We start from the raw sequence: 25,593 nt of genomic DNA, 5'->3' as shown, positions 1-25,593 counted from the left end.
ATTGACGGTTCGCGCTGTTTACATTTGCTTGCGATTACGTCAGGAGAAATGTCCGGCGAGATCATTTTGTCTGGCGAAGCTCCGGAAAATCCTCTTCCCAAAATTCGAACTCGCCGCGCACCGCAGTGTTGGTGCGAGCGGCTTCCTGTCGACGAAGATCGACGCGCCGAATCTTGCCCGAGATGGTTTTCGGCAACTCGGCGAATTCGATTCGTCGAATGCGTTTATATGGCGAGAGCCGCTCGCGCGAAAACGCGAACACGCTTCGCGCCAGTTCCGGTCCGGCGGCGAAGCCGTGTCGCACGGTAACGAACGCCTTCGGCACAGAAAGCCGTAACGGGTCCGGACTCGGCACGACAGCAGCTTCCGCGATCGCCTCGTGTTCGATCAACACGCTCTCCAGCTCGAACGGACTCAGCCGATAGTCCGAAGATTTGAACACGTCGTCCGCGCGGCCGACGTAGACGAAGTAGCCATCCGCGCCGCGCGAGGCGACGTCCGAGGTGCGATAGAAGCCGCCGCGCATCGCGTTTTCGGTGGCGGTCGGGTTATCGGCGTAACCGGTCATCAGGCCGAGCGGCGGCGGATTCAGCACCAGCGCGATCTCACCTTCGTCGGCGAGCGCGCCATCTGGATCGAGCAGCGCCACGCGGTAACCGGGCAGCGGACGTCCCATCGACCCCGGCGCAACCTGTTGACCCGGCGTATTGGCGATCTGCGCGGTGGTTTCAGTCTGGCCGTAGCCATCGCGGATAGGCACGCCCCACGCCGTGTGCACGCGCTCGACGACCTCGGGATTGAGCGGCTCGCCCGCCCCGACGATCTCCCGCAGCTTCACCGCGTAGGACGCCAGCGGCTCTTGCACCAGCATGCGCCACACGGTCGGCGGCGCGCATAACGTGGTGATGTCGTATTGCACGAGCGCATCGAGCGTGCGCGCCGCATCGAAGCGGCTGAAGTTGTAGATGAAGACGCAAGCCTGTGCATTCCACGGCGCGAAAAAGCAGCTCCACGCGTGCTTCGCCCAGCCCGGCGAGCTGATGTTCCAGTGCACGTCGCCGGGTTGCAGGCCGATCCAGTACATCGTCGAAAGATGCCCGACCGGATAGCTCTCGTGCGTATGCGCGACGAGCTTAGGCTTCGACGTCGTGCCCGAAGTGAAGTACAGCAAATAGGGATCGCTGGCGTTCGTTTCGCCATTTGCGGTAAAGTCCGGCGACGCTTCGTAGGCCGCGTCGTAGGCAAGCCAGCCATCGCGCGGCTCGCCCACGGCGATACGCAGTCCCGTCACGTCGATGCCCTCGAACTTGTGCGTCTCGCCCGCATCGACGATCACGTGTTGCACGCGTCCAAGCGCGATGCGGTCGCGCAAGTCGGCAGGCGCGAGTTGCGTGGTCGCAGGCAGCACGATAGCGCCGAGCTTCATCGCGCCGAGCATGGTCTCCCACAACTCGACTCGGTTCGGCAGCATCAACAAGATACGCTCGCCGCGCGTGACGTTCAGCGCGCGCAAATGGTTGGCGACGCGCGCCGAACGCTCGCTCATCTGCGCGAATGAAAGACGCGTCTCGCCGCCACCTTCGTTGACGATATGCAACGCGGCCGCATGGTTGCCGCGCGCCATCGGATCGAAATAATCGAGCGCCCAGTTGAAACGACTAAGCGCCGGCCACTGAAACTCGCGATACGCGGTGTCGTAATCGGTGCGATGTCGCAGCAAAAAGTCGCGTGCTTCGATGAAAGGCTCTGCCGGGTTCATTTCGTCTCCGTGATTGTTTTGATTGCCCCGTGCGGCGCGCGCTTGAAAGCCGGTTTCAGAGCTGACGCGCGATCACCATGCGCTGCACTTCGCTGGTTCCTTCGTAAATCTGCGTGATGCGTGCATCGCGATAATGCCGCTCCACCGGATAGTCCTGCAGATAGCCATAGCCGCCGTGAATCTGGATGGCATGCGAACAGACGCGCTCCGCCATCTCGGACGCGTACAGCTTCGCCTGCGAAGCCTCCGACAAACACGCAATGCCCTCGGTGCGCATGCGCGCCGCGTGCAGCACGAGCAGGCGCGCGGCGTTCAGTTGCGTGTGCATGTCGGCGAGCATGTTCGCGACCGACTGATGCTCGAGAATCGGCTTGCCGAACTGGCTGCGATCGTGGGCGTAGGCGCGCGCCGCGTCGAAGGCCGCGCGCGCGATGCCGAGCGCTTGCGCCGCAATGCCAATGCGCCCGCCTTCCAGATTCGACAACGCGATCTTGAGCCCTTCGCCGCGCTTGCCGAGCAGGTTCGCAGCGGGAATCGCGCAATCGTCGAAGGTGATGGCGCAGGTATCCGATGCGCGAATGCCGAGCTTGTGCTCGGGCGGCCCGACATTGAAGCCAGGCGTGCCGGTCGGTACGATGAACGCCGAGATGCCGCGCTTGCCGAGTTCGGGATCGGTCACGGCGAAGACGATAGCCACGCCCGCGCGCTTGCCATTGGTCACGAACTGCTTGCTGCCCGAAAGCACCCATTTGCCGTCGCGCTCGGTTGCGCGCACGCGCAGATTGTTCGCTTCCGAGCCCGCCTGCGGTTCGGTGAGGCAGAACGCGCCGATCACTTCGCCGCTCGCGAGCTTCGGCAGCCATTCGGTCTTTTGCGCGTCGGTGCCGAAAGCGAGGATCGGGCCGCAGCCGACCGAGTTGTGCACACTCATCAACGTGGCGCAGGACGCGCAGCCCGCCGCGATTTCTTCCATCGCGAGCGCGTAGGCGGTGTAGTCGCTGAACGTGCCGCCGAGTTCCGCAGGCACGATCATGCCGAGCAAACCCAGTTCGCCGAGTTGCCGCACGACGGCGTCGGGCAACGCGCCGTCCCGGTCCCACTGACCCGCGTTCGGCGCAAGCACTTCGGTCGCGAACTGACGCGCGGCATCGCGAATCATGCGCTGCTCTTCGGTAAGAAAACTGTCGATCATGGTTGGAGCCCGTAGAAGGTGCCTGAAGCGATCGGATAAACTTGCTCGCCGCGTCTTTCGGAAACGGCGCAGCGGCGCGTTGCAAGTCATGCCTCGATCATGCGCGGCGCGCGTGGCGTGTTCACGAGTCTAGGCAATCGCCGGACATTAGCCGATGCCTGAAACGATCACGCTAACTGAGCGCTTTGGCCACCTAGTGACAACCCCAACATCCACGAAGGACATCGAACGGGATTCGATCGCCGCAAGTCTCGTCGACGCAGCCTTGCGCTGCGCACAAGCACGCGGCGTCGATCGCGCGATGCTGCTCGACGCCGCGCAGATCGCGCCCGCGCTGCTCGACACGCCGCATGCGCGCGTCACGCCCGCGCAGTACGGCCGCCTGTGGCACGCCATCGCCGACGCGCTCGACGACGAGTTCCTCGGCCAGGACGCACACCCGATGCGGCGCGGCAGCTTCGTGCTGATGTCGCACGCCGCGTTGAGCGCGCGCGACGGCGCACAGGCGCTCGGGCGCATCGCCGGATTCATGCGGCTCGTGCTGGACGAGTTATCGTTCGAGCCGGATATCGGCGCGACGCGCGTGCGCCTCTGGCTGAACGACGGACACGGCGAACGCAAGCCCAAGAGCATGTTCGCTTGCGCGACCGGCTTCATCCTCGTCTATGGATTGTTGTGCTGGCTCGTCGGGCGACGCATTCCGGTGCTTGCAGCCGATTTTCGTTGCGAGGAACCAGCGGATAGCGACGAATACCGGCTGATGTTCTGCGACACCCTTCGTTTCGACGCGCCGCGTTCATTCGTCGATTTATCGCCCGAATGCGCCGCGCTGCCCGTCGTGCAGACAACCGCCACGATCAGACGCTTTCTGCGCGACGCGCCCGCGAATTTCATCGTCAAATATCGGAATTCGGAATCGCTCGCGGCGCGCATTCGGCAGCGCTTGCGGCAGACCGCGCCGGCCGACTGGCCCGAGGCGGACCGCATGGCGGCGGAATTGAACATCGCGCAGGCCACCTTGCGTCGGCGTCTCGCGCAGGAAGGGCTGACGTATCGAACCATCAGGGACGCGCTACGCCGCGATCTGGCGCTCTCGCGTCTTGCGGATACCGACGAAACCATCGCTCAGATTGCGAGCGCGCTCGGCTTTGCGGAACCGAGCGCTTTCAGGCGCGCCTTTAGAAAGTGGACGGGCGTGCGGCCGGCGGATTATCGCCGCGCACGCTGAGAGCGCGCGTATATCGACGCTGCTATATTGAGACGTCGAAGAATTGCCCACGGAGCGCATCATGACGAAAGCACGGCCCGACGAACCCGCGACGCACACCCACGAAGAGGAGTTGCTCGACGAAGCGCTGGATGAGACCTTCCCGGCGAGCGATCCGATTGCCGTGGACGCCGAGCCGGAAGACAACGAGGAACGCAAGCGGGCTAAGTAAGACTCAGAGGGGATCGTTCGGACCCGGTTCATCCGGAGTCGAAAGGAGCGTCACCAGTTTGTCGACGTGCTGATGCAGCAACTTCACATGCTTGTCGATCTGTTCGAGACGGCCGGAAAGGTCCGCCTTCGCCGCTTCGCTCATGCGGTCGGAGGCGATGAGTTCATCGGCCTTGGGCAGCATTGGCTCGACTTGCAGCAAACCTAGCTGGCGTTCCAGCCGACGCAAATCCTGCGACAGCAGTTCGCGATTCTTGCGAAACAAAAGATCGCGACGATTGGCTTCCGCCTGCTGCTGCGCGAGATCGGCCACGCGGCGCGTTGCTTCCGTTTGCGACAGCAGCGGGTCGGGACCGCGCAACACGGAACGCTTGGGCGCGGGATGCGCCGTGCCGCGGAACACCGCGACGGGCGCTTCCTCGTCGAGCGCGCGTTGCACGCCGGAAGGCACTTCGGCGGGGTTGCGGCGCTCGTCCATCCAGTGCGGCGGCAAGCCCGTCACGAGCTCGATACCGCGCACGAATTCCTCGTTGAAGTCGCGCTGACCCGCGACGATGAGCTTCATCAGCGAAGGCGAGAAGCTCATCATCCGCGCGAGTCGCGCAGCGCCGCCCGGCGAACCCACCAGAACATTCAGGTTGGCTCGCCAGACGACGAATAGCGTTTCATCGAAATCTTCCATGAAAGGGCTCCCGGCTGACCGATGCACCCAAAGGCGCATGTCGACAATGCGCGCGTTCGAGTCGCGCGCCAGCGCTTCCGGCTTGCGCTTCTTGCGTCCGTGCGCCGTGGGGCGCGCTTCACCTGCAGATTCATACCGCATCAAACACCATACTACCTTGATCGGCAAGCCCGGCGGACATAAGGGTCCGCGCTAATGGCGCCGGTGATTACGACTGGAACGCGACAGGCCACGCAAAGAGCGCTTGCCAACCCGTCGCGGCCACTATATTAAGGCTCGTTGCGCAAATAGCCCACCTTGCTCGGATCGAGCATGCGCCAGGTCACGACAAGCGAGATGGCGCACATGGCGGTGACATACCAATAGAACGCCGATTCGCTGCCCGCTGACTTCAGCCACAACGCCACATATTCCGCCGATCCGCCGAACACCGCATTAGCGACGGCGTACGACAGCCCGACGCCCAGCGCGCGCACTTCGGGCGGAAACATCTCCGCCTTAATAAGACCGCTGATCGACGTATAAAAGCTGACGATGGCAAGCGCGGCCACGACCAGAACGAACGCCATGAACGGGCTCGTCACGTCGCGCAACGCGTGCAGCAGCGGCACCGTGCAGAGCGTGGCGAGCGCGCCGAACCAAAGCATCGACTGACGACGCCCGATGCGGTCCGACAGCGCGCCGAAAAGCGGCTGCATGATCATGTAGACGAACAATGCGCCCGTCATCACGTTACTGGCCGTCTTGGCGTGCATGCCCGCCGTATTGACCAGATATTTCTGCATGTACGTGGTGAACGTATAGAAGATCAGCGATCCGCCCGCCGTGAAGCCGACCACGGTCATGAACGCGCCCTTGTGCTGCATCAGGCCGCGCAAAGTGCCCGCTTCCTTGCGTTGCCGCGATTCGGCGGTCGTGGTTTCTTCGAGCGAACGACGCAGAAAAAGCGAGATCAGCGCCGCGCAAGCGCCGACGAAAAACGGCACGCGCCAGCCCCACGCCTTGAGCTCTTCGGTCGAGAGAAACATCTGAAGGATGACCAGCACGAGCAGCGCGGCGAGCTGTCCGCCGATTAGCGTCACATATTGAAACGATGCGAAGAAACCGCGACGGCCGCGCAGCGCCACCTCGCTCATATAGGTTGCGCTCGTGCCGTACTCGCCGCCGACGGACAAGCCCTGGAAGAGCCGCGCGATCAGCAGAAAGAACGGCGCCCACGCGCCGATGCTCGAATACGTCGGCAGAAAGGTGATGACGAGCGAGCCGCCGCACATCATCAGCACGGAAATCATCATTGCGTTGCGGCGGCCGTGTTTGTCGGCGATACGGCCGAAGAGCCACCCGCCGATCGGGCGCATGAGAAAGCCCGCCGCGAACACGCCAGCGGTATTCAACAATTGCGTGGTCGGATTGCCGCTCGGGAAGAAGGCCGCCGAGAAATACAGCGCAAGGAACGAATAAATATAGAAGTCGAACCATTCGACGAGATTGCCCGACGATGCCCCGACGATCGCGAATACGCGGCGACGGGTATCTTCAGCGGTGTAGGCGGGAATGTCGTTCATGGGTAGTCTGTTCCTGGTCTCGGCGTTTGATCGGCCGGCACGACACTGCCGGGGCGAATCGCTCTGCGGCGTTCGGGCGCAAGTTTATACGACGATTCGCGGAAAAGCGCGCAAAGATGATTGTGATTTCCCCAATGCGGCGCGCGACAAAGGCGGCATCCATCTTTATGCTTTCAGCCGACGCGGCTTGTCGCCAAAGCCTTCGCGCGGCTTACGCCATTCGCATGTTTCCCGGCGTGGCCACGGGTTAGGGAATTTCCCTTATCGAACACGGCGCTGCGGATTTGTCGATAAAGTCTCGCTCGTCCATCATTGGAGTTTCGTATGAACATGCCGCGCCATATCGTGCTGGACGACGCGTTGGCGTCGAAATTCGCGCAAGTCGCGCTAGGTCACCTCACGCGCGAGTATCCCAACAAGCTCGATCACGTCATGGCGAGCGCAGCGGACGTGCAAAGCCCGCGCGCGCTGCATCCCGTCTTCTATGGCAGCTTCGACTGGCATTCGTGCGTGCATGGCTATTGGCTGCTTGCGCGTCTCGTCGACCGCTTTCCCGCGCTGCCCGAAGCCGCGCGCATTCGCTCGGTCATCGACGAACATTTCACCGATGCCAACGTCGCCGCTGAAGTCGCCTACCTCGAACGCCCGGCGGCGCGCGGTTTCGAGCGGCCCTACGGCTGGGCGTGGCTGCTCGCGCTCGCGGCCCAATTGCGTTCGATGCACACCGAGGAAGGCGCGCGCTGGGCCCGTACGCTGCAACCGCTCGCGGATGCCTTCGTCGCGCGCTTCGTCGAATTCCTGCCGAAGTCGACGTATCCGCTGCGCGTCGGCACGCATTTCAACATGGCGTTCGCGCTGACGCTGGCGCTCGGTTATGCACGTGTGGTTCGTGATGGCGATTTCGAGCGCCTTCTCGTCGATACGGCCACGCGCTGGTTCGCCAATGACGAAGCCTGTCAGGCGTGGGAACCGGCCGGCGACGAATTCCTCTCGCCGTCGCTGATGGAAGCCGTGCTGATGCGCCACGTGTTGCCCGATGCATCGTTCAACGGCTGGCTCGAACGCTTCTTGCCGCGTCTTGCCGTGCGCGAACCCGCGACGCTCTTCGTGCCGGCCACCGTCACCGATCGCAGCGACGGCAAGCTCGCGCATCTCGACGGCCTGAACCTGAGCCGCGCGTGGTGCCAGCGGACCATCGCGCGGGCGCTGCCTGCGGGCGATGCGCGCATCGGCGTGCTCGACGCGAGCGCCGACGAGCATCTGGCGGCGGGCATCGCGCACGTGGCGGGCGACTACATGGGCGAACATTGGCTCGCCACGTTTGCGTTGCTGGCGCTGGAAGCGTGACGCGTTGAGCGCCACGCTGAATCAGACGCGCGGCTGGAACGCGATGACCGCCATTCCCGCGAGCGCAATGACCGCGCCCGTCACGTCCCACATCGTCGGCCGGATGCGATCCACGGCCCACAGCCATGCGATCGCCACACCGATATACACGCCGCCATACGCCGCATAGACGCGCCCTGCCGCCGCATCGTGCAGCGTGAGGAGCCACGCGAACAACGCAAGCGAAAGCGCGCCGGGCACGACCAGCCAGGGCGAGCCATCGAGCTTCAGCCATCGATACGGAAAGTAGCAACCGGCGATCTCCGCGATGGCCGTCACGACATAAAGCAGAAGAGTTTTCATGGACAGTCGGGCAGCGGGTTCGACGCGCATTATCGGCTGCTTCGGCAGCAAGCGTCGCCCTGACACGGCACAATGACGCCTCTTGCTCACCTCGCCCTGCAATTGAACGCTCCCGACACTATCGAGCATCCGGCCGCCGTGCCGGTGCACTGGCACAAGCGCGTGCTGACGCTCGCGTTTCCCATCGTCCTCGCAAATCTTACGCAGCCGATTCTAGGCGCGGTCGATACCGCCGTCGCCGGTCATCTCGACGGACCGCAATATATTGGCGGCGTCGCGCTCGGCGGGCTCGTTTTCAGCTTCGTGTTCTGGAGCTTCGGCTTTTTGCGCATGGGCACGACGGGCCTCGTCGCGCAGGCGTTCGGTGCAGACGATTCGCTTGCCCTGCGCGCAAGCGTATTGCGGGCGATGCTGCTCGCGCTCTTCATCGGCATGGCGGTGCTGGCGTTACAGGTGCCGATCATCCGTTATGCGCTCGCCGCGCTCGGCGGTAGCGCGGCCGTCCAGAGCACGGCCAGCGCCTACTGCCACGCGCGCATCTGGGCCGCGCCCTTCGCGCTTGGCAACTACGTCGTGCTCGGGATGTTGCTCGGCTGCCAGCGCGTGCGGCTCGCGCTCGTCACGCAAGTGTTCATCAACGTGGTGAATATCGTGGCGGTCCTGCTATTCGTGTATCGCTTCGGCTGGGGTATTTCGGGCATCGGCGCGGCCACGGCGGCTGCGGATTTTTGCGGCTTCGCGCTCGGTCTTGCGATTCTCTGGGGTTTGCGTCCACATGGACTTCCGGCGCTCGCGCTGCGCACGCTGCTGGACGCGCGCGCGATGAAGCGCCTCGTCGCGCTCAATCGCGACATCTTCATTCGCACGCTGTGCCTGCTCGGATCGTATGGATGGTTCGCCCACATGGGCGCGCGTCAGGGCGATGCGATCCTCGCGGCCAACGCCGTCCTGCTCAACTTCCAGACCTTCATGGCCTTCGGACTCGATGGCTTCGCGCACGCCGCCGAAGCGCTGGTCGGCGCGGCCACGGGCGCGCGCGACCGCCACGCGTTTCGCCAGGCCGTGAAGGTGACGATGCTGTGGTCGGCGATCGGCGCGGCGGGCTTTTCGCTCGTTTATTGGCTCGCGGGCGAGTGGATCATCGGCCAGCTCACGGATCAGCGGGACGTGCGTGCCGCCGCGCTGCGCTTCTTGCCTTGGGCCGTGGTGATGCCGCTTGCATCGGTCATCAGCTTTCAGCTCGATGGCGTGTTCATCGGCGCGACGCGCACGCGGGAGTTGATGGTGTCGACGGCTGTATCGCTTGGCATCTTTCTATTTGCCGCGTGGTTGCTGAACGGCTGGTTCGGCAACCACGGATTGTGGCTCGCGCTCGCCATCTTGATGATCGCGCGCGCCGTTACGTTGCTGGTGCAGTTGCCCGCGATCGAGCGGAGATCGTGCGTGGATTGACGTGGAGTGGATGGCCTGACTCAATCCGCCTTCGCCTTCAACGCCGCCATACCTTCCAACAACGCCTTGTGAAACGCCACCGGGTCCTGCATCTGCGGCGCATGACCGAGCTCGGCAAACTCGACGAGCTTCGCGCCCTCGATCCGCTGCTGTGCAAGCTTCGCCAGCTCAGGATAACGGCCCAGCGTCGGGCGAATCTCCGGCGGCGCCAGATCCTTGCCGATGGCCGTCGTGTCCTTATCGCCGATCATCAGCAGCGTCGGGGTTCGCAACTGATCGAACTCATAGACGACAGGCTGTGTATAGATCATGTCGTACAGCAACGCCGAGTTCCACGCGACCGCATCTTTCCCCGGTCCGCGATACATTCCCGCAAGCATCTGCACCCACGGTTCGTAGTCCGCGCTCCAATGCCCCGCGTAATACGTGCTGGTCTCGTAGCTGCGGATGCCGTCGGCCGTGGTCTTGAGCTCGCGCGCATACCAGTCGTCGATGGAAATGGACGGCACGCCCTTCGCCTTCCAGTCTTCCAGACCAATGGGATTCACGAGCACGAGTTGCTCGGTCTCGCGCGGGTACATCAGCGCATAACGCACCGCGATCATGCCGCCCGTCGAATGCGCGATCAACGTGGGATGCGTGACGCCAAGCGCCGCAAGCAGCGCATGCGTATTGCGCGCGAGCTGCTGGAAGCTGTACTGATAACGCGCCGGTTTGGTGGACTTGCAAAAGCCGATCTGGTCCGGCGCGACCACGCGATACCCGGCTTCGCTCAAGGTATCGATGGTCTTTTTCCACGTCGCCGCGCAGAAGTTCTTGCCATGCAGAAGCACGGCCGTGCGGCCATTGGGATGCGCGGGATGCACATCCATATAGGCCATCTGGACGACCTGCCGTTGCGACGAAATGGAGAACCGCGCGACCGGATAAGGATAGTCGAAGCCTTGCAGTTCAGGTCCGTATGCTGGGCCATCGTTGGCGGGCGCGTCTTGCGCGTGAGCCTGGCTCGCGGTGAGCATCGTGCAACACGAGACGAGCGACAGCAGCAGGTTTCGCGCGATATCGAGCTTGCGGCGCTTGGCGTTCATTGGCTTCCTTCCATTCGTTTCGATGCGGCCTTCGCCTACGGCGCGGCCCGAGCCGACGCATTCTAGCGTGGATGAATTTCTTCCGTTCCATGTGCACTGCACTGCCTTATACTCTGCGGCCTCGATTCGCCCGGCTTAAGCCGAACGGCTGACCATCAGGCGGCGAGTTCTCACGCATCAGCACGGATCTTCATACTCAGCATGCAAGTACGCATCAAGGCATTCGTCGCCGCGCTTCTAGGCGCCGCGTCGGTCGCGGCGGTCGCGAGCGACTGTCCGCAGTTCAGTCCGGGCGGCCGCGCGCCCGTCGTCGTCAATCAGAAGATGCGCGCGTCCACGCAGGAAATCTGCTATACCGATTTCGCTCTGCTGCATTCCGGCGTCACGCACGGGCCGCTCTGGTCGGCGGAGCATTTGACCGCGCAGAGCGTCGATGACGCGAAGAACAACACGCGCACCAATCGCTTTTTCGTCGACAAGCGGCTGCCGGCCGGCGACAGCGCGCAACTCGACGACTATAAAAGGAGCGGCTACGATCGCGGCCACATGAGCCCGGCGGGCGATCGAGCCAGCAAGCAAGGCATGGCCGAATCGTTCTCGCTTGCGAACATCGTGCCGCAGGATCCGTCGAACAACCGGCGCATCTGGTCGCGCATCGAGCAAGCGGTACGCAGGCTGACCGAAGAATCCGGCGATGCCTATGTCGTGACCGGCCCGCTCTTTTCAGGGCGGCAGTTGCAGACCATCGGCGAGTCGCGCGTGTTCGTGCCGACGCAGTTGTACAAGGTGGTCTATTTGCCGAAGCGGCAAATCGCGTTCGTGGTCGTCGTCGATAATGTGCCGACCAATACCTATACGATGAAAACCGTGCGCGAACTGGAAGCCATGAGCGGTCTCGCGTTTCCCGGCATCCCCGATGCACTGAAAGACAAACGAATTGGAGGACTGAGCGGTGTTTAAACCATTTGCCAACGATACCGACGTGATGAACATCGCGGGCGACGCGATCAACATCCAGAACGGCACCACGCGTGTGTCGGTGAGCGGCGACCTCACCATCGCACGCGATAAGGCGGGGCTCGCCGCCGCGCAGGCGTTGTACAAGGCGCTCGGGGCTATCGTCGATGTTCTTCAAAAGGACAAGGCGCTGCCCGCGAAGCTTGCCGACGAGCCGACCGCGCCCGGCGGCACGGCGGATAATCCGTTCATCTGAAACGGGACGCGAGAAGACGCGACGTGATCGAAAGCCACGTTAGCCCGAGCCCGCTCGGGCCCATTTTGTTTCGCGCGGAAGGCGATTGCCTGACCGGGCTTTTCTTTGTCGGGCAGAAGTATTGCCCGGACGGTTTATCGCACGAGCCACGCGCATCGGCGCGCGTGCCGCGCGTGATCGCCGAGGCGCGCGAGCAAGTCGACGAATATTTCGGGGGCGCGCGCGAGGTGTTTTCGGTGGCGCTGCGGCTCGACGGCACCGCGTTCCAAAAACAAGTCTGGGACACGCTGCGTCAGATTCCTTTCGGCGAAGCCTGGACTTACGGCGATCTCGCGCGCCGTCTTGGCTTGCCCGCAGGCGCATCGCGCGCGGTCGGCGGCGCGAATGGGCGCAATCCGGTGTCGATCATCGTGCCGTGTCATCGCGTGATCGGCGGCGATGGCGAACTCACAGGTTACGCGGGCGGCGTTGCGCGCAAGCGTCACCTGCTGACGCTGGAAGGCGGACGCGGGCGCGAGCAACTGCTGTTGTTCTGATCCTTTCGGCGCATATCGACGAAAAAAAGCTCGCGGTCCTTTCGGCTCGCGAGCTTTTTTCTTCGACAGCGTCCGGCTTACGGATTGAGCGTCACTTCCACACGGCGATTCTCGGCGCGACCCTGACTCGTCGCGTTCGATGCCACTGGAACAGACTTGCCGAAGCCCTTCATGGAGAACTCGTTCGCCTTCAGACCGTGGCTCTTGAGGTATTCGAGCACCGACTCCGCGCGACGCTGGGACAACGCCAGGTTATACGGCGCGGAGCCGACAGAGTCCGTATGTCCTTCGATGCTGACAGACGAGAACGTCGTGCCGCGTCCTTCCGAGATGATCTGATCGAGCGAGGCTTTGGCCTTCGGCGTCAACTGGGCGCTGTTGAAGTCGAAGTTCGTCTTTTCGTCGAGGGAAATCTTGCGTGCGGCCGGCGCGACCGGCGCGACGGTCGCCGTATCCACTACCGCTGGCGGCGCGGGTTCCGCAGCCGCCGGCTGCACGGGCTGTGCCGGTGCACCGCAGACAAAGATCAGCTCGGAGACATTGTCCGGTGTCTTCGTTCCCGCGACGTTCTGGAGCGGGTTCACCGGCTGGTTGCCGCAAGCCTTCTGCGCGGCGGCCATGCATTGGCTGCCGCCTTCGAACAAGCCGTAGCATTCGGCGCGGAAAGCCTTTTGGCCGTTCGACGTCTGAATTTCGCTGAGATTGAACGTGGGACTGGACGCAAGACTGGTCGCAGGACTGGACGTGGACGAGCAAGCGGCAAGAACGGCGACGCTCGCGAGAATAGTGGCAATGGTCTTGTTGAACATATTGAATGAGTAAGCAGAGCGCCTGTTGGCAATTGACGGGATTTCCGCTTATTTCAGCGCCTGAATTGCGAAAGCGCGAATAAGCCCGTTTTGAGAAATAGATGAAGTTCGGTATCGCGATCTTGAAACGACCGAAAGCCGCCGCGATTCTAGCAACGGCTTAAGAATTTACCGCAGGGATAATTCCCAAAAAAATCGACATCCCGCTTCGCATCTCATTATTCACCGAAGCGTGCGCCATCTGAACGACTGTTGCGACCATCGACGTCATGCAATTCGGCGACATTTCGCCGGCAAGTTGCTCAATTCGGATTACGCATCCAGCTTAATGCGTATCTGATTATGGTCAGAGAATCCAATTAATTCCAGAACAACCTGCGCGCTCTACTCTTCCAAATCAAATCATTTGCGCGTGATCGAATCGCGTTTGTGCCACTCGCGAATCGCCGTTGTAGCGTTCGGGTTTATTAGGCGAAAAGATGCGCGAATCCACGGGTTTTGCCGGTAGGCGCGAGAAGATTTCCTTGTCCGCGTGAAAATTGAACGGAGCCGCCGAAAGAATGCGCGAATCGGGCAGCCGTTCGCCGGCATTCGCGCATGAAACTGAAATCGGAAACGAAGAAACGAGACAAAGCGCGAGCGTGACGATGCTTGAAAGCGAGTTCGGACGGGACATGGCTGACCTGAAATGAAACGGCGCGTAACGCCTGGAACAGAAAAGGCCTCGATCCATCTTCGGCCCTCGTTAATGCATGGATGCCATTTCAACAGGGCCAAGCGTCATCGCCCATGAGAAGGTTCTCAATTTCGTCCTATTTTTGGGATGCACTCCCGAGAAGACGAGCGGGCGTGAAAAATGCGGACGAGTAGAGTTCAAACCTTTAGCGCCACCCTTTTTGCAGGAACGGGAATCCAACGCGCGCCTCTGCCCATCGATGGGTTGTCATCCAGCGCCAAGGCGGACGGGCTTTCACCACAGACGGAAGATCCCATTGTTGCTCGGAGTCAGCCATAATTCGCGTTCGCTCAAACGGATCGCCAAGTAAAACGAACACTCCATGACCCAAGACGACAAGCTCCCCACCGTTTCGCCCCGACAGCCCATACCCAACGACGGCAACGTCACGACTGGCGTGGCAGGTCTGGACGAGATTCTGGGCGGCGGTCTCGCCGAAGGTGGTCTGTACATGATCGAAGGCATGGCTGGCGCGGGAAAGACGATCCTTTCGTCGCAGATCGGTTTTCATCGCGTGGGCCAGGGTGACATGGTGCTATACATCACGCTGATCGCCGAATCGCACACGAAGCTGCTGTCGCACCTCCGGGCAATGTCGTTCTACGACGCCGACGCCATTTCCGAACGCATGCTGTTTGTGAGCGGTTACCACGAACTGATACGCGACGGCCTGTCGGGCTTTCTCTCGCTCATCGCGGCGACCATCCGCACGAGCCGCCCGCGTTTCATGGTCATCGACGGCTTTCGCAGCGCCCGCGAATTCAGTTCGACCGAACTCGAACTCTCGCAATTCATCCACGAGTTGTCGGCCTTCGTGAGCGCCGCGCGCTGCACGACGCTCATCCTCGCGCCGCTGTCCGGCAACGAGCCGCATCCCGAGCACACATTGGTCGATGGCTTGATCGAGCTAAATCGCTACAACACCGGAATGCGCCGCGCACGGGAAATCGAAGTGCATAAGCTGCGCGCGCGCGATCATCTGCTCGGCAAGCATTTCTTCAAGATCACGGCGGACGGACTCGTGACTTTCCCGCGACTCGAAGCATCGTCGGCGAATGCGCACGACGTGCCGGACTTCGAAAGCCGTCTTGCCTTCGGTTTCCCCGATTTCGATCAGATGCTTGGCGGCGGCGTGGTGCGCGGTTCGACCACCACGTTTATTGGGCCCTCGGGCGTCGGCAAGACGCTGCTCGCGCTCAAGTTTTTGCAGGCGGGCGCGGCGCGCGGCGAGCAGTGCGTCTACTTCGGGCTTTACGAGTCGCCGGAGCGGCTGATCGCGAAGGCGGCGTCGGTCGGCATCGACCTGAAAGACGCTGTCGATAGCGGCCATTTGCTACTGGAATGGCATCCCGCCGTGGAACTCGCCATCGACGAACTTGCCTCGGAACTGATTGCGTCGATCCAGCGCTCGAAGGCGTCGCGGCTCGTGGTGGATGGCGTCGACGGCTTCTTTCAGTCGGCCAACCGCACCGAGCGCCTCGGGCTATTCTTGAACGCGCTCACGCACCGTCTGCGCGAAGCCGGCGTCACCACGCTCGTGACGGAAGAGTTGCCGCTCTACGGCGATTCGACGACGCCCACCACCTTGCGGGCGTCCGCGATGACCGAAAACATCGTGCTCCTGCGCTATGTCGAGGCAAACTCGTCGCTGTATCGCATGGTGTCGGTGGTCAAACAGCGCGAAGGTTCGCACGATACGGCGATCCGCCGTCTCACGATCGATTCGCGCGGATTGCATATCAGCGAAGGGTTCATCGGCTCGACGGGTCTGCTGTCCGGACATCCGTCGTTGGCGCCTGCGCTTTCTGTGTCGGACCCCGGCCAGCGAGCATGAAAAAAATCCTCGTCGTCGACGACGAATTCGACATCCTCACAACCTGGCGCCTCATTCTCGAAATGGAAGGCTATGAAGTGACGACCGCGTCGAACGGGCGCGTGGCGCTCGAATCCGCGCGCGCGAATCCGCCCGACCTCGTCATCACCGACTGGATGATGCCGCACATGGACGGCGTTGCCTTCATCCGCGAACTGGCGGCGAACGACTCGCTCGCACAGGTTCCCGTGATTCTCATGAGCGCGGCGGCGCATGCGCCCACGCTGGAACACGCCAACGCGCAGTTCCGCCGCAAACCGCTTTCCATCGACGATTTGCTCGATCTGGTTAAACATAAACTCGGCGAAGCCTGACCTTGGGCACGAAGCGTGCTCCTTGTTTCACTCGGACGTTGCCGGGATGCCGCAAGATCAGCCCGCTGCAACATTGACCATAACCGCTACAGACGAGAAGGGAGGCACCATGGTGCAGGATCAAGTGGAAGGCGCGGCGCAACAGGTCGTGGGCAAGGTGCAGGATGCGGTTGGCGCGCTTACGGGCGACTCGGAAACGCAAGTGGCCGGCAAGACGCGGCAGGCGCTCGGCTCGCTGCAGCAGAGCTACGGTGAGACCGTGGATCAATTGCGCGTGGCGGTGGCGAGTCAGCCGATCAACGGTTTGCTGATCGCGGCGACCGTGGGCTTCGTGCTCGGCGCGCTGTGGAATCGCGATCGTTGAGACATCGACGCGCGGCGCCATCTCGCATGGCGCCAGGCGTGAAAAAACGGCAAAGTCCGCAAGTCGGCTTTGCCGTTTTTTATTGCACGATGCTCACACCGCTTCAGGCCGCGAGCGTGTTCGCCAGAGTACCGATTCCGCGAATCGTCACTTCCACGCGCGCGCCGTCCTTGATCGATCCCACGCCGATCGACGTACCGCACGCAATGACATCGCCGGGAACGAGCGTCATGTCGTGCGACAGCAAGCTGACCTGCTCGGCGGGCGAAAAGATCATGTCGTCGAGCGGATAATTTTGACGCTCGACGCCGTCCAGCGTCGTGACCACGTGGGCCGCGCGCCAGTCGAAGCCGTTGCCTGGCGTGACGATGGCGGGCCCGAGACACGTGAAGGTATCGAAGCCCTTCGAGCGGCACCATTGCGCGAAGTTGGGATCTTCCTGCAAGAGTTCGATGGCGGTGACATCGTTCACGCACGTATAGCCGAAAATGGCCGCCTCGGCCTCTTCCACCGACGCGCCCGAAACCGTCTTGCCGATCACGATTCCCAGTTCACCCTCGTACGCAATCTTGCCGTGATAACTTTTCGGCCGCTTGATCGACTCGTTTGGCCCGATCACGGACATTGGCGGCTTGATCAGAAAGAGCGGATGCGCAGGAGGCGCCTTGTCGAGCTTCTGCGACAACGCGTAGTAGTTGTTCCACAACGCGATGACCTTGCTCGGTTCGCAAGGCGCGAGCAGGGTGAGGTCGTCGGCGGCGAAGGAAATGTCGGTCGGACGTGCTTGCCCGAACAATGCGCCGTCGTACTGCACGACGCGGCCGGAGTGCGGATCGAGCGTGCCGAAGCCAATACGGCCGTCGGCATCGCGAAAACGAATCCAGGTGGTCACTATGAAGGTCCGTGTGATTAGGAAGGGGCGCCGCGGGGCGCCTAAGCGCCCCGCTTTGCTCAGATCAATCCCGCGCCGCGCGCCCACTTATATTTCGCCCCGAGCACCGCCACTGGCAATTCGGTCGAATACGCATAGGCCGGCACGCCATGCGCGTATAGATACTCCGCCGCCTCCTCCACTTGCACGTCGCCCGCGAGCGACGCCACGATCGGCTTTTCGATACCGCGCGCCTTCATCTCCTCCTTCACTTCGATCACGAGCTTCGCGAAGACCATCGGCGGCGTGATGATCGTATGCCAGTAGCCGAGGATGATCGAATGGACGCGTTCGTCTTCTAGACCCAGCTTGATCGTGTTCTTATAGGTCGTCGGCGGCTCGCCGCCCGTGATGTCGACCGGATTGCCCGCCGCGCCGAACGGCGGAATGAACTTGCGGAATGCGGCGTCGAGATCGTCGGGCATGGTCATGAGCGACAGGCCGTTGTCCACGCACGCGTCCGAGAGCAACACGCCCGAGCCGCCCGCGCCCGTGATGATGACCGTGTTCTCGCCCTTGGGCGTCGGCAATTTGGGAATGCCGCGCGCGAACTCCAGCAAATCGCGCAGCGACCGCGCACGGATCACGCCGCATTGCTGAAACACGTCTTCGTAGATCTTGTCGTTGCCCGCGAGCGCGCCGGTGTGCGAACTGGCCGCACGCGTGCCGAGACTCGTGCGTCCGGCCTTTAGCACCACGACCGGCTTTTTCTTCGATACGCGCTTCGCGGCTTCGGCAAACGCGCGGCCATCTTTCAAGTCCTCGCAGTGTTGCGCGATGATCTCGGTGTTGTCGTCCTGCTCGAAAAACGTGAGCAGGTCGTCTTCATCGATGTCCGACTTGTTGCCGAGCCCGACGATTGCCGAGACGCCCATCTTTGCCGAACGCGAAAAGCCGATGATCGCCATGCCAATGCCGCCGGATTGCGACGACAGCGCCGCCTTGCCCTTCACGTCATACGGCGTGCAGAAGGTCGCGCAGAGATTCTTCGGCGTGTAATAGAAGCCGTAGATGTTCGGGCCCATCATGCGAATGTCGTATTGACGCGCAATCCGCACGAGTTCTTCCTGGCCTTCGTGATTGCCCGTCTCCGCGAAGCCCGAAGGAATCAGCACCGCGCCGGGAATCTGCTTCTCGCCGACTTCGACGAGCGCCTGCGCGACGAACTTCGCGGGAATGGCGAACACCGCGACATCGATCACGCCGGGCACGTCCTTCACGCTCTTGTACGCCTTGTGGCCCATGATCTCGTCGGCTTTCGGATGGATTGGATAGATCGCGCCCTGGTAGCCGCCGTTGATGAGGTTCTTCATCACCGAATTGCCGATCTTGCCGTCCTCGTTCGACGCGCCAATCACGGCGAGTGCGTCTGGCTTCATGATGCGGTTCATCTGCGCGACGATCTGCTCCTGCGTCGGCCGGTAACGCGGCGCGGCAGGCTCGAAGTCCATCACGATGCGCACGTCCGCCGCCACCGCGCCGCTCGGGCTCGCGAAAACCGGGTTCAGGTCCATCTCCGAGATTTGCGGGAAGTCGTCGATGAGGCGCGACACGCGCTCGATCAGCGTGACGAGACTCTCGCGATGCACCGGCTCTGCGCCCCGCACGCCGCGCAGCACTTCAGCCGCCTGAATGCCGTCGAGCATGGAGGCGGCTTCGTCACGCGTGACGGGCGCGAGCCGGAAGGTCACGTCTTTCAGCACTTCGACGAGCACGCCGCCGAGCCCGAACGCGATCAGCTTGCCGAACGAAGGATCGGTCACCGCGCCGATGATCACTTCCTGTCCCGCGCCGACCATCTGCTGCACTTGCACGCCGAGGACCGTCGCGTTCGCGTCGTAGTTCTTCGCGTTCTCGATGATCGTCGCGAAGCCCGCTTTGACATCGGCTTCGTTCTTCACGCCGACGAGCACGCCGCCCGCTTCCGTCTTGTGCAAAATCTCCGGTGAGACGATTTTCAGCACCACCGGAAAGCCGATGAACGACGCGAGTTTCGCCGCATCGTCCGCGCTCGTCGCGACGCCTTCCCGCGGCACGGCGATGCCGTATGCGTCGCAGACGAGCTTGCCTTCCGGCGCCGTGAGCGGCGTACGCCCTTCCGCCTTCACGCGATCGAACACTTCCGCCACGCGGCGTTTCGCATCGGCTGCATGCAGCGGGATAGCGTTCGCGACTTGCGTCGAAGAGTCATTGCGTTCCTGCACAACGGTGCTGTTCATCTGACTTGTCTCCGTTCGTATGGACGTGCCACTCCACGCCGCCTCACGAGGAGGCGGCGCGACAGGCATCGAATGAGGCGTTTAGATTGCGCCGAGGCTTCTCAGCGTCGCGATCTGATCGGGCGAGTAGCCGAGTTCGGCCATGACTTCGTCGGTGTGTTCGCCAAGCAGCGGCGAGCGCACGACTTCGGTCGGACTATCCGACAGCTTGATCGGATTGCCGACCGTCAGATACTTGCCGCGCACCGGATGATCCACTTCGACGACGGTGCCGGTTTTTCTGAGCGACGGCTCTTCGGCGATTTCCTTCATCGAGAGAATCGGGCCGCACGGAATGTCGTGTTTGTTGAGAATTTCCATGGCCTGGAACTTGGTCTTCGACATGGTCCAGCGCTCGATCTCCGCGAAGATGTCCTTCAGATGCGGCAGGCGCGCGTTGGCCGTCTTGTAGTCCGGATGGTCGATCCACTCTTCCTTGCCGATCACCTTGCAGATTTCGCCCCAGACCGGCGCCTGCGTGATGAAGTAGATATACGCGTTCGGGTCCGTCTCCCAACCCTTGCACTTGAGAATCCAGCCCGGCTGACCGCCGCCCGAGGCGTTGCCCGCGCGCGGCACCGCCTCACCGAATGTGCCGTTCGGATACTGCGGATATTCCTTCATCGTGCCGGTGCGTTCGAGCCGTTGTTGATCGCGCAGTTTCACGCGGCAAAGGTTCAGCACGCCGTCCTGCATCGCCGCGAGCACGCGCTGGCCGCGCCCGGTTGCATTGCGCTGATACAGCGCCGTGACGATCCCGAGCGCGAGGTGCAAGCCCGTGCCCGAGTCGCCAATCTGCGCGCCGGTGACGACCGGCGGGCCATCGTCGAAACCCGTCGTCGATGCCGCGCCGCCCGCGCATTGCGCCACGTTCTCGTACACCTTGCAGTCTTCGTACGGTCCGGGCCCGAAGCCCTTGACCGACGCCACGATCATCTTCGGGTTCAGCTCCTGAATGCGCTCCCACGTAAAGCCCATGCGATCGAGCGCGCCCGGCGCGAAGTTCTCGACCAGCACGTCGCACTTCTTGACGAGCGTTTCGAGCACCTTCTTGCCTTCGGGATTCTTCGTATCGATGGTGATCGAACGCTTGTTGTGGTTGAGCATCGTGAAGTAGAGGCTGTCGGCGTCGGGGATATCGCGTAACTGCTCGCGCGTGATGTCTCCGGCGCCCGCGCGCTCCACCTTGATGACGTCCGCGCCGAACCACGCGAGCAACTGCGTACAGGTCGGCCCCGACTGAACGTGCGTGAAATCGAGGATGCGCACGCCATCCAGTGCCTTGCCCGAATTATTCATGGCTGTCTCCCAATGTCTTCAGTGGCTTGTCAGTGGCTTTATTTGTACATCGTTTGAGCCATCGTGCCGGGGGCGTACACGGTCGGATCGACCCAGATGTTGACGACCGCGCTCTTGCCCGTCTTGGCGATCGATTCCCGCGCACGCTGCAACGCGCCCGCGATCTTCGAGGCCTCGTACACTTCCTCGCCATAGCCGCCGAGCATTTCGGCGAAGCGGCCATACGGCACGTCCGAGAGCAAATTGCCGACGTTGCCGCGCTCCTGACCGTACTTGGCGAGCTGGCCGTAGCGGATCTGGTTCATCGCCGAGTTATTGCCGATGACGGCGAGATACGGCACGCCGAAGCGATTCGCGGTTTCCATGTCGAACGAAGTCATGGAGAAAGCGCCGTCGCCGTAATAGCAGAGTACTTCCTTTTCGGGGTTCGCAAGACCCGCCGCGATGGCGAAGCCTGTGCCGACGCCGAGCGAACCAAGCGCGCCGGGGTCCATCCACTGACCCGGACGGCGCGGACGCACGGCCTGCGCGGAAATGGTCACGACGTCGCCGCCATCGCCGATATAGATCGTGTCGTCCGATAGAAACTGGTTGATTTCGTGCGCGACGCGGTACGGATGAATCGGGCTCGCGTCGGACGTGAAGAGCGGCATCAGCTTGGCCGTCGCGGTTTCTTCCGCCGCCGCGAGTTCGCGCATCCACGCCTGACGGCTCTGGCGCTTGTCGTTCTTGATGCGTCCGCTCGCCGCTTGCAGCACCGCACCGAGGATCGCGCCCGGGTCGCCTACGAGCCCGAGATCGATATCGCGGTTCTTGCCGACCGTGCGGTAATCCATGTCGATCTGCACGAGCTTCAGGTCGCGGCTGATGCGCTTGCCGTAACCCATGCGGAAGTCGAATGGCGTGCCGACGATCACGATCACATCGGCCTTCGCGAAGGCTTGCGAACGCGTGCGGTCGAAGTGATGCGGGTCGCCCGGCGGCAAGAGGCCGCGGCTCGCCCCGTTGAAGTAGCCGGGAATGTCGAGGCCGCGCAACAGCGCGATGGCTGCTTCGTGACCGCGCGCGGTCCACACTTGCTGGCCGTAGAGGATCGCGGGACGCTCGGCGTCGACCAGCAGGTCGGCCAGCTTCTCGATATCGAGCGGATCGCCCACCGATTTCGTCGATGCGCGATACCGTCCCGGCTGCGGAATCACGGCCTTGGAGACATCGATTTCGCGGTCGAGCACATCGCGCGGAATCTCCAGGTACGCCGGGCCGGGCGCGCCGTTGAAGGCTTCGCGCGCGGCCATCGAGATCATGTCGGCGACGCGTTCGGTGCTCGGCACGGTGGCGGCGAACTTGGTGATCGGCGCCATCATGTCGACGTGCGGCAGGTCTTGCAGCGAGCCCATCTTGTGCTGCGTCAACGCGCCCTGCCCGCCGATATGGATGATCGGGCTTTCCGAGCGAAACGCCGTGGCGACACCTGTCACCGCGTTGGTACAGCCGGGGCCGGCCGTGGTGACGACGCAACCGAGCTTGCCGGTCTGACGCGCGTAGCCATCGGCGGCGTGGGCGGCGACCTGTTCGTGACGGACATCGATGATGCGAATGCCTTCATCGACGCAGCCATCGTAGATATCGATGATATGACCGCCGCACAGCGTGAAGATGGTATCGACGCCTTCGTTCTTGAGCGCTCGGGCGACCAAATGGCCGCCCGAGACGACACCCGCGCCGCGTGTTTTTTGTTTGAGCGTGTCATCCGCGGTGGTGGTGGCGGGAGCGACTTCCGGACGGCTGCTGACGACTTCGGACATTGTTTGTCTCCTCCTCGAAGGGGGTTGTGTTCAAGGCTTCCGTGACGTCGCGCTGCCGTCCGGTTGCTGTGATATACAATATTCCACACACAGTATTAGTCAAGCGTCGAGCGATGGCGAAAACCCTGTGATGCAATGCGTCATCCCTTCATAGCGCCTCCGCATCTTCTTAAGCGCGTGTTTCGTGCTGCAGAGCATCAACAAAACAGCGTGAAATCTTATCGTGATATGTGATATATCATATTTCAGCGCACCGTCGCAGTCGCTGAAGCCCGGTTGCGCTCAGAGAACCGACGACTAGGGAGACATGATGAATATCCACGAATATCAGGCGAAGGTGCTGCTGCGGAAGTACAGCGTCGCCGTACCGCAAGGCCAGGTTGCCTTCTCCGCGATCGACGCGGCCAACGCGGCGCGCGCCCTCGGCGGCCCGGTCTGGGTCGTGAAATCGCAGATTCATGCGGGCGGACGCGGCGCGGGCCGCTTCGCCAACGATCCCGACGGCAAAGGCGGCGTGCGCGTCGTCAAATCTGTCGACGAAGTGCAAGAAAACGCGCAGCAGATGCTCGCGTCGGTGCTCGTGACCAAGCAAACCGGCGCTGCGGGTAAGGAAGTGAAGCGGCTTTATATCGAGGAAGGCTGCGACATCGCACGCGAGCTCTACCTCGGCATGCTGGTGGATCGCGCCACGTCGCGCATCACGATCATGGCGTCGACCGAAGGAGGAATGGAGATCGAGGAAGTGGCGCATCGCACGCCGGAGAAAATTCTCAAGGTGTCGATCGATCCGGCGACGGGTCTCCAGCCGTTTCACACGCGCGAAGTCGCGTTCGGGCTAGGCTTGAGCGGCAAGCAAGTGGCGGCGGCATCGAAGTTCATCGCGGCGCTTTATCAGGCGTTCGTCGATCTGGATGCCTCCATCGTGGAAGTGAATCCGCTCGTCGTCACCGGTTCCGGCGATGTCATCGCGCTCGATGCCAAGCTCAATTTCGACGACAACGCTTTGTATCGGCATCCCGATATCGAAGCATTGCGCGACGAAGACGAGGAAGATGCCGCCGAAATCGAAGCCGCGAAACACGGCCTCAATTACGTGAAGCTCGACGGCAACATCGGCTGCATGGTGAACGGCGCGGGCCTCGCCATGGCGACCATGGACATCATCAAGCTCTACGGCGGCGAGCCCGCCAACTTCCTCGACGTGGGCGGCGGCGCGACCCAGGAACGCGTCGCGACCGCGTTCAAGCTGATTCTGCGCGACCCCAAAGTGCAAGGCATTCTCGTCAACATCTTCGGCGGCATCATGCGCTGCGACGTGATCGCGGAAGGCGTGGTCGCGGCCGCGCGCGAGATCGACCTGCGCGTGCCGCTCGTCGTGCGCCTTGCCGGCACGAATGTCGACGCGGGCCGCGAGATTCTGCGCAACTCCGGCCTCACCATCATCCCCGCTGAAAATCTCGCCGATGCCGCCGACAAGATCGTCGGCGCCGTCGCCGCTGCCCATCACTGACGAGGAAGCCGACAATGAGCGTTCTGATCGATAGCAATACCAGGGTCATCTGCCAAGGCTTCACCGGCGCGCAGGGCACGTTTCATTCCGAGCAGGCGATTGCGTACGGCACGCGCATGGTTGGCGGCGTGACGCCGGGCAAGGGCGGCACGACGCATCTCGACCTGCCCGTGTTCGATACCGTCGCCGACGCGGTCGCGAAAACCGGCGCGGATGCATCCGTCATCTACGTACCGCCGCCCTTCGCCGCCGATGCCATCCTCGAAGCCATCGACGCGGAGGTGCCGTTCATCGTCTGTATCACCGAAGGCATTCCGGTGCTCGACATGCTGCGCGTGAAGCGCGCGCTCACCGGCTCGCGCAGCCGGCTCATCGGGCCGAATTGCCCAGGCGTCATCACGCCGGGGCAATGCAAGATCGGCATCATGCCGGGGCATATTCATCGGCCGGGGAAAATAGGCGTGGTGTCGCGCTCGGGCACGCTCACTTATGAAGCCGTCGCGCAGACCACCGCTGCGGGGCTCGGTCAGACGACCTGCATCGGCATTGGCGGCGATCCGGTGAACGGAACGAATTTCATCGATTGCCTCGCGCTCTTTCTCGAAGACGACGCGACTGAAGGCATCATCATGATCGGCGAGATCGGTGGATCGGCGGAGGAAGAAGCCGCGCAGTTTCTGAAGGACGCGAACACGAAGAAGCCGGTGGTCGGGTTTATCGCCGGCACGAGCGCGCCGCCGGGACGCCGCATGGGGCACGCGGGCGCGATTATTTCGGGCGGTTCGGGCACGGCAAGCGCGAAGATCGACGCAATGAAGTCGGCGGGCATTCATGTCGCCGATTCCCCCGCCGCGCTCGGCGAAACGATGCTTCACGCGATGCGGTGAGCAAGGGCGCCATTAGAAATTGAGTGGCTCCCTCGGCGCGGCAAGATAGTCGGACAGCCGTCGTCAAACTTGTCAGCGTGCAGACGCGCGCGAGCCACCGGAAACGGGTAACGCAGTATCGGCTGGAAGGATAAAAAAAGCCGCGTGACGTTCAATCGTCACGCGGCCTTTCTCAACCTGCCTGCCAGCTTTC

At 62.5% G+C, this 25,593-nt stretch carries 24 protein-coding genes; 13 read left to right on the top strand and 11 right to left on the bottom strand.

Going from position 1 to position 25,593, the window contains the following annotated elements; translation table 11 throughout:
- Positions 1-61: 61 nt before the first annotated feature.
- Together LDZ28_RS15495 and LDZ28_RS15490 are read right to left on the bottom strand one after the other, a co-directional pair.
- Positions 62-1,759 (bottom strand): AMP-binding protein, encoded by a 1,698-nt coding sequence (locus LDZ28_RS15495; protein WP_244829267.1) that lies wholly within the window; start codon positions 1,757-1,759, stop codon positions 62-64.
- A 55-nt stretch (positions 1,760-1,814) separates the two neighbouring features.
- Positions 1,815-2,948, bottom strand: coding sequence for an acyl-CoA dehydrogenase family protein (locus LDZ28_RS15490; RefSeq protein WP_305038183.1), 1,134 nt, complete (start codon positions 2,946-2,948; stop codon positions 1,815-1,817).
- Between the two features lie 157 nt (positions 2,949-3,105).
- Here LDZ28_RS15490 and LDZ28_RS15485 point away from each other — a divergent pair, with 157 nt between their 5' ends.
- On the top strand, positions 3,106-4,179 hold the full coding sequence (locus LDZ28_RS15485) for an AraC family transcriptional regulator (RefSeq protein ID WP_370652186.1): 1,074 nt from the start codon (positions 3,106-3,108) through the stop codon (positions 4,177-4,179).
- 61 nt (positions 4,180-4,240) lie between these two features.
- Positions 4,241-4,390: a hypothetical protein gene (locus LDZ28_RS15480; RefSeq protein WP_244829264.1), complete on the top strand. Its 150-nt coding sequence runs from the start codon at positions 4,241-4,243 to the stop codon at positions 4,388-4,390.
- A gap of 3 nt (positions 4,391-4,393) precedes the next feature.
- Here the strand turns inward: LDZ28_RS15480 and LDZ28_RS15475 are convergent, their stop codons facing one another.
- Positions 4,394-5,212 (bottom strand): hypothetical protein, encoded by an 819-nt coding sequence (locus tag LDZ28_RS15475; protein WP_244829263.1) that lies wholly within the window; start codon positions 5,210-5,212, stop codon positions 4,394-4,396.
- Positions 5,213-5,340: 128 nt separating this feature from the next.
- Complete coding sequence (locus tag LDZ28_RS15470; protein ID WP_244829262.1) at positions 5,341-6,636, bottom strand: MFS family transporter; 1,296 nt, start codon at positions 6,634-6,636, stop codon at positions 5,341-5,343.
- On the opposite strand from LDZ28_RS15470, the gene LDZ28_RS15465 reads away from it, so the two are divergent.
- Entirely contained in the window at positions 6,635-6,964 is a 330-nt protein-coding gene (locus LDZ28_RS15465; protein ID WP_244829261.1) for a hypothetical protein, read from the top strand. The genes LDZ28_RS15470 and LDZ28_RS15465 overlap by 2 nt on opposite strands.
- Before the next feature lie 2 nt (positions 6,965-6,966).
- Positions 6,967-7,983, top strand: a complete 1,017-nt coding sequence (locus tag LDZ28_RS15460) for a DUF2891 domain-containing protein (RefSeq protein WP_370652205.1) — start codon at positions 6,967-6,969, stop codon at positions 7,981-7,983.
- A 21-nt stretch (positions 7,984-8,004) separates the two neighbouring features.
- Here LDZ28_RS15460 and LDZ28_RS15455 read toward each other — a convergent pair whose 3' ends face one another.
- Positions 8,005-8,325, bottom strand: a complete 321-nt coding sequence (locus tag LDZ28_RS15455) for a YnfA family protein (RefSeq protein WP_244829259.1) — start codon at positions 8,323-8,325, stop codon at positions 8,005-8,007.
- Positions 8,326-8,397: 72 nt separating this feature from the next.
- On the opposite strand from LDZ28_RS15455, the gene LDZ28_RS15450 reads away from it, so the two are divergent.
- Entirely contained in the window at positions 8,398-9,777 is a 1,380-nt protein-coding gene (locus LDZ28_RS15450) for an MATE family efflux transporter (RefSeq protein WP_244829258.1), read from the top strand.
- Between the two features lie 20 nt (positions 9,778-9,797).
- Here the strand turns inward: LDZ28_RS15450 and LDZ28_RS15445 are convergent, their stop codons facing one another.
- Positions 9,798-10,865, bottom strand: a complete 1,068-nt coding sequence (locus LDZ28_RS15445) for an alpha/beta fold hydrolase (protein ID WP_370652185.1) — start codon at positions 10,863-10,865, stop codon at positions 9,798-9,800.
- A 201-nt stretch (positions 10,866-11,066) separates the two neighbouring features.
- On the opposite strand from LDZ28_RS15445, the gene LDZ28_RS15440 reads away from it, so the two are divergent.
- From LDZ28_RS15440 to LDZ28_RS15430, 3 genes are read left to right on the top strand one after another with little or no spacing between them, the layout of a single operon-like run.
- Positions 11,067-11,825, top strand: coding sequence for a DNA/RNA non-specific endonuclease (locus tag LDZ28_RS15440; protein WP_244829257.1), 759 nt, complete (start codon positions 11,067-11,069; stop codon positions 11,823-11,825).
- Positions 11,818-12,078, top strand: coding sequence for a hypothetical protein (locus LDZ28_RS15435; protein WP_244829256.1), 261 nt, complete (start codon positions 11,818-11,820; stop codon positions 12,076-12,078). The genes LDZ28_RS15440 and LDZ28_RS15435 overlap by 8 nt, the downstream gene beginning before the upstream one ends.
- 23 nt (positions 12,079-12,101) lie before the next feature.
- On the top strand, positions 12,102-12,614 hold the full coding sequence (locus LDZ28_RS15430) for a methylated-DNA--[protein]-cysteine S-methyltransferase (protein ID WP_244829255.1): 513 nt from the start codon (positions 12,102-12,104) through the stop codon (positions 12,612-12,614).
- A gap of 77 nt (positions 12,615-12,691) precedes the next feature.
- Here the strand turns inward: LDZ28_RS15430 and LDZ28_RS15425 are convergent, their stop codons facing one another.
- Complete coding sequence (locus LDZ28_RS15425) at positions 12,692-13,423, bottom strand: OmpA family protein (RefSeq protein ID WP_244829254.1); 732 nt, start codon at positions 13,421-13,423, stop codon at positions 12,692-12,694.
- Positions 13,424-14,481: 1,058 nt separating this feature from the next.
- Here LDZ28_RS15425 and LDZ28_RS15420 point away from each other — a divergent pair.
- From LDZ28_RS15420 to LDZ28_RS15410, 3 genes are all read left to right on the top strand, one after another.
- Positions 14,482-15,993 (top strand): ATPase domain-containing protein, encoded by a 1,512-nt coding sequence (locus LDZ28_RS15420; protein ID WP_244829253.1) that lies wholly within the window; start codon positions 14,482-14,484, stop codon positions 15,991-15,993.
- Positions 15,990-16,346 (top strand): response regulator, encoded by a 357-nt coding sequence (locus LDZ28_RS15415; protein WP_244829252.1) that lies wholly within the window; start codon positions 15,990-15,992, stop codon positions 16,344-16,346. The genes LDZ28_RS15420 and LDZ28_RS15415 overlap by 4 nt, the downstream gene beginning before the upstream one ends.
- Before the next feature lie 109 nt (positions 16,347-16,455).
- The gene (locus LDZ28_RS15410; protein ID WP_244829251.1) at positions 16,456-16,710 is read left to right on the top strand and encodes a CsbD family protein; all 255 of its coding nucleotides are present in this window, start codon (positions 16,456-16,458) and stop codon (positions 16,708-16,710) included.
- A 103-nt stretch (positions 16,711-16,813) separates the two neighbouring features.
- On the opposite strand, the gene LDZ28_RS15405 is transcribed toward LDZ28_RS15410, so the two are convergent.
- The 4 genes from LDZ28_RS15405 to LDZ28_RS15390 all read right to left on the bottom strand — a co-directional run bounded on the left by LDZ28_RS15405 (position 16,814) and on the right by LDZ28_RS15390 (position 23,003).
- Positions 16,814-17,602, bottom strand: a complete 789-nt coding sequence (locus LDZ28_RS15405) for a fumarylacetoacetate hydrolase family protein (protein WP_244829250.1) — start codon at positions 17,600-17,602, stop codon at positions 16,814-16,816.
- 59 nt (positions 17,603-17,661) lie between these two features.
- A complete protein-coding gene (locus tag LDZ28_RS15400) occupies positions 17,662-19,860 on the bottom strand; it encodes an acetate--CoA ligase family protein (protein WP_244829249.1) in 2,199 nt (732 codons plus the stop codon).
- Between the two features lie 81 nt (positions 19,861-19,941).
- Positions 19,942-21,198 (bottom strand): formyl-CoA transferase, encoded by a 1,257-nt coding sequence (gene frc, locus LDZ28_RS15395; RefSeq protein ID WP_244829248.1) that lies wholly within the window; start codon positions 21,196-21,198, stop codon positions 19,942-19,944.
- 38 nt (positions 21,199-21,236) lie between these two features.
- On the bottom strand, positions 21,237-23,003 hold the full coding sequence (locus LDZ28_RS15390) for a thiamine pyrophosphate-binding protein (RefSeq protein WP_244829247.1): 1,767 nt from the start codon (positions 23,001-23,003) through the stop codon (positions 21,237-21,239).
- 310 nt (positions 23,004-23,313) lie between these two features.
- Here LDZ28_RS15390 and sucC point away from each other — a divergent pair, with 310 nt between their 5' ends.
- Positions 23,314-24,513 (top strand): ADP-forming succinate--CoA ligase subunit beta, encoded by a 1,200-nt coding sequence (gene sucC / locus LDZ28_RS15385; protein WP_244829680.1) that lies wholly within the window; start codon positions 23,314-23,316, stop codon positions 24,511-24,513.
- Between the two features lie 14 nt (positions 24,514-24,527).
- Entirely contained in the window at positions 24,528-25,400 is an 873-nt protein-coding gene (gene sucD, locus LDZ28_RS15380) for a succinate--CoA ligase subunit alpha (protein ID WP_244829246.1), read from the top strand.
- The last annotated feature ends 193 nt before the right edge of the window (positions 25,401-25,593 follow it).

Origin of the sequence: Caballeronia sp. TF1N1, assembly GCF_022878925.1 — a bacterium.
Classification (GTDB): Bacteria; Pseudomonadota; Gammaproteobacteria; order Burkholderiales; family Burkholderiaceae; genus Caballeronia.
The sequence above is the reverse complement of the archived record's forward strand: the minus strand, read 5'-3'. Positions and strand labels throughout refer to the sequence as shown.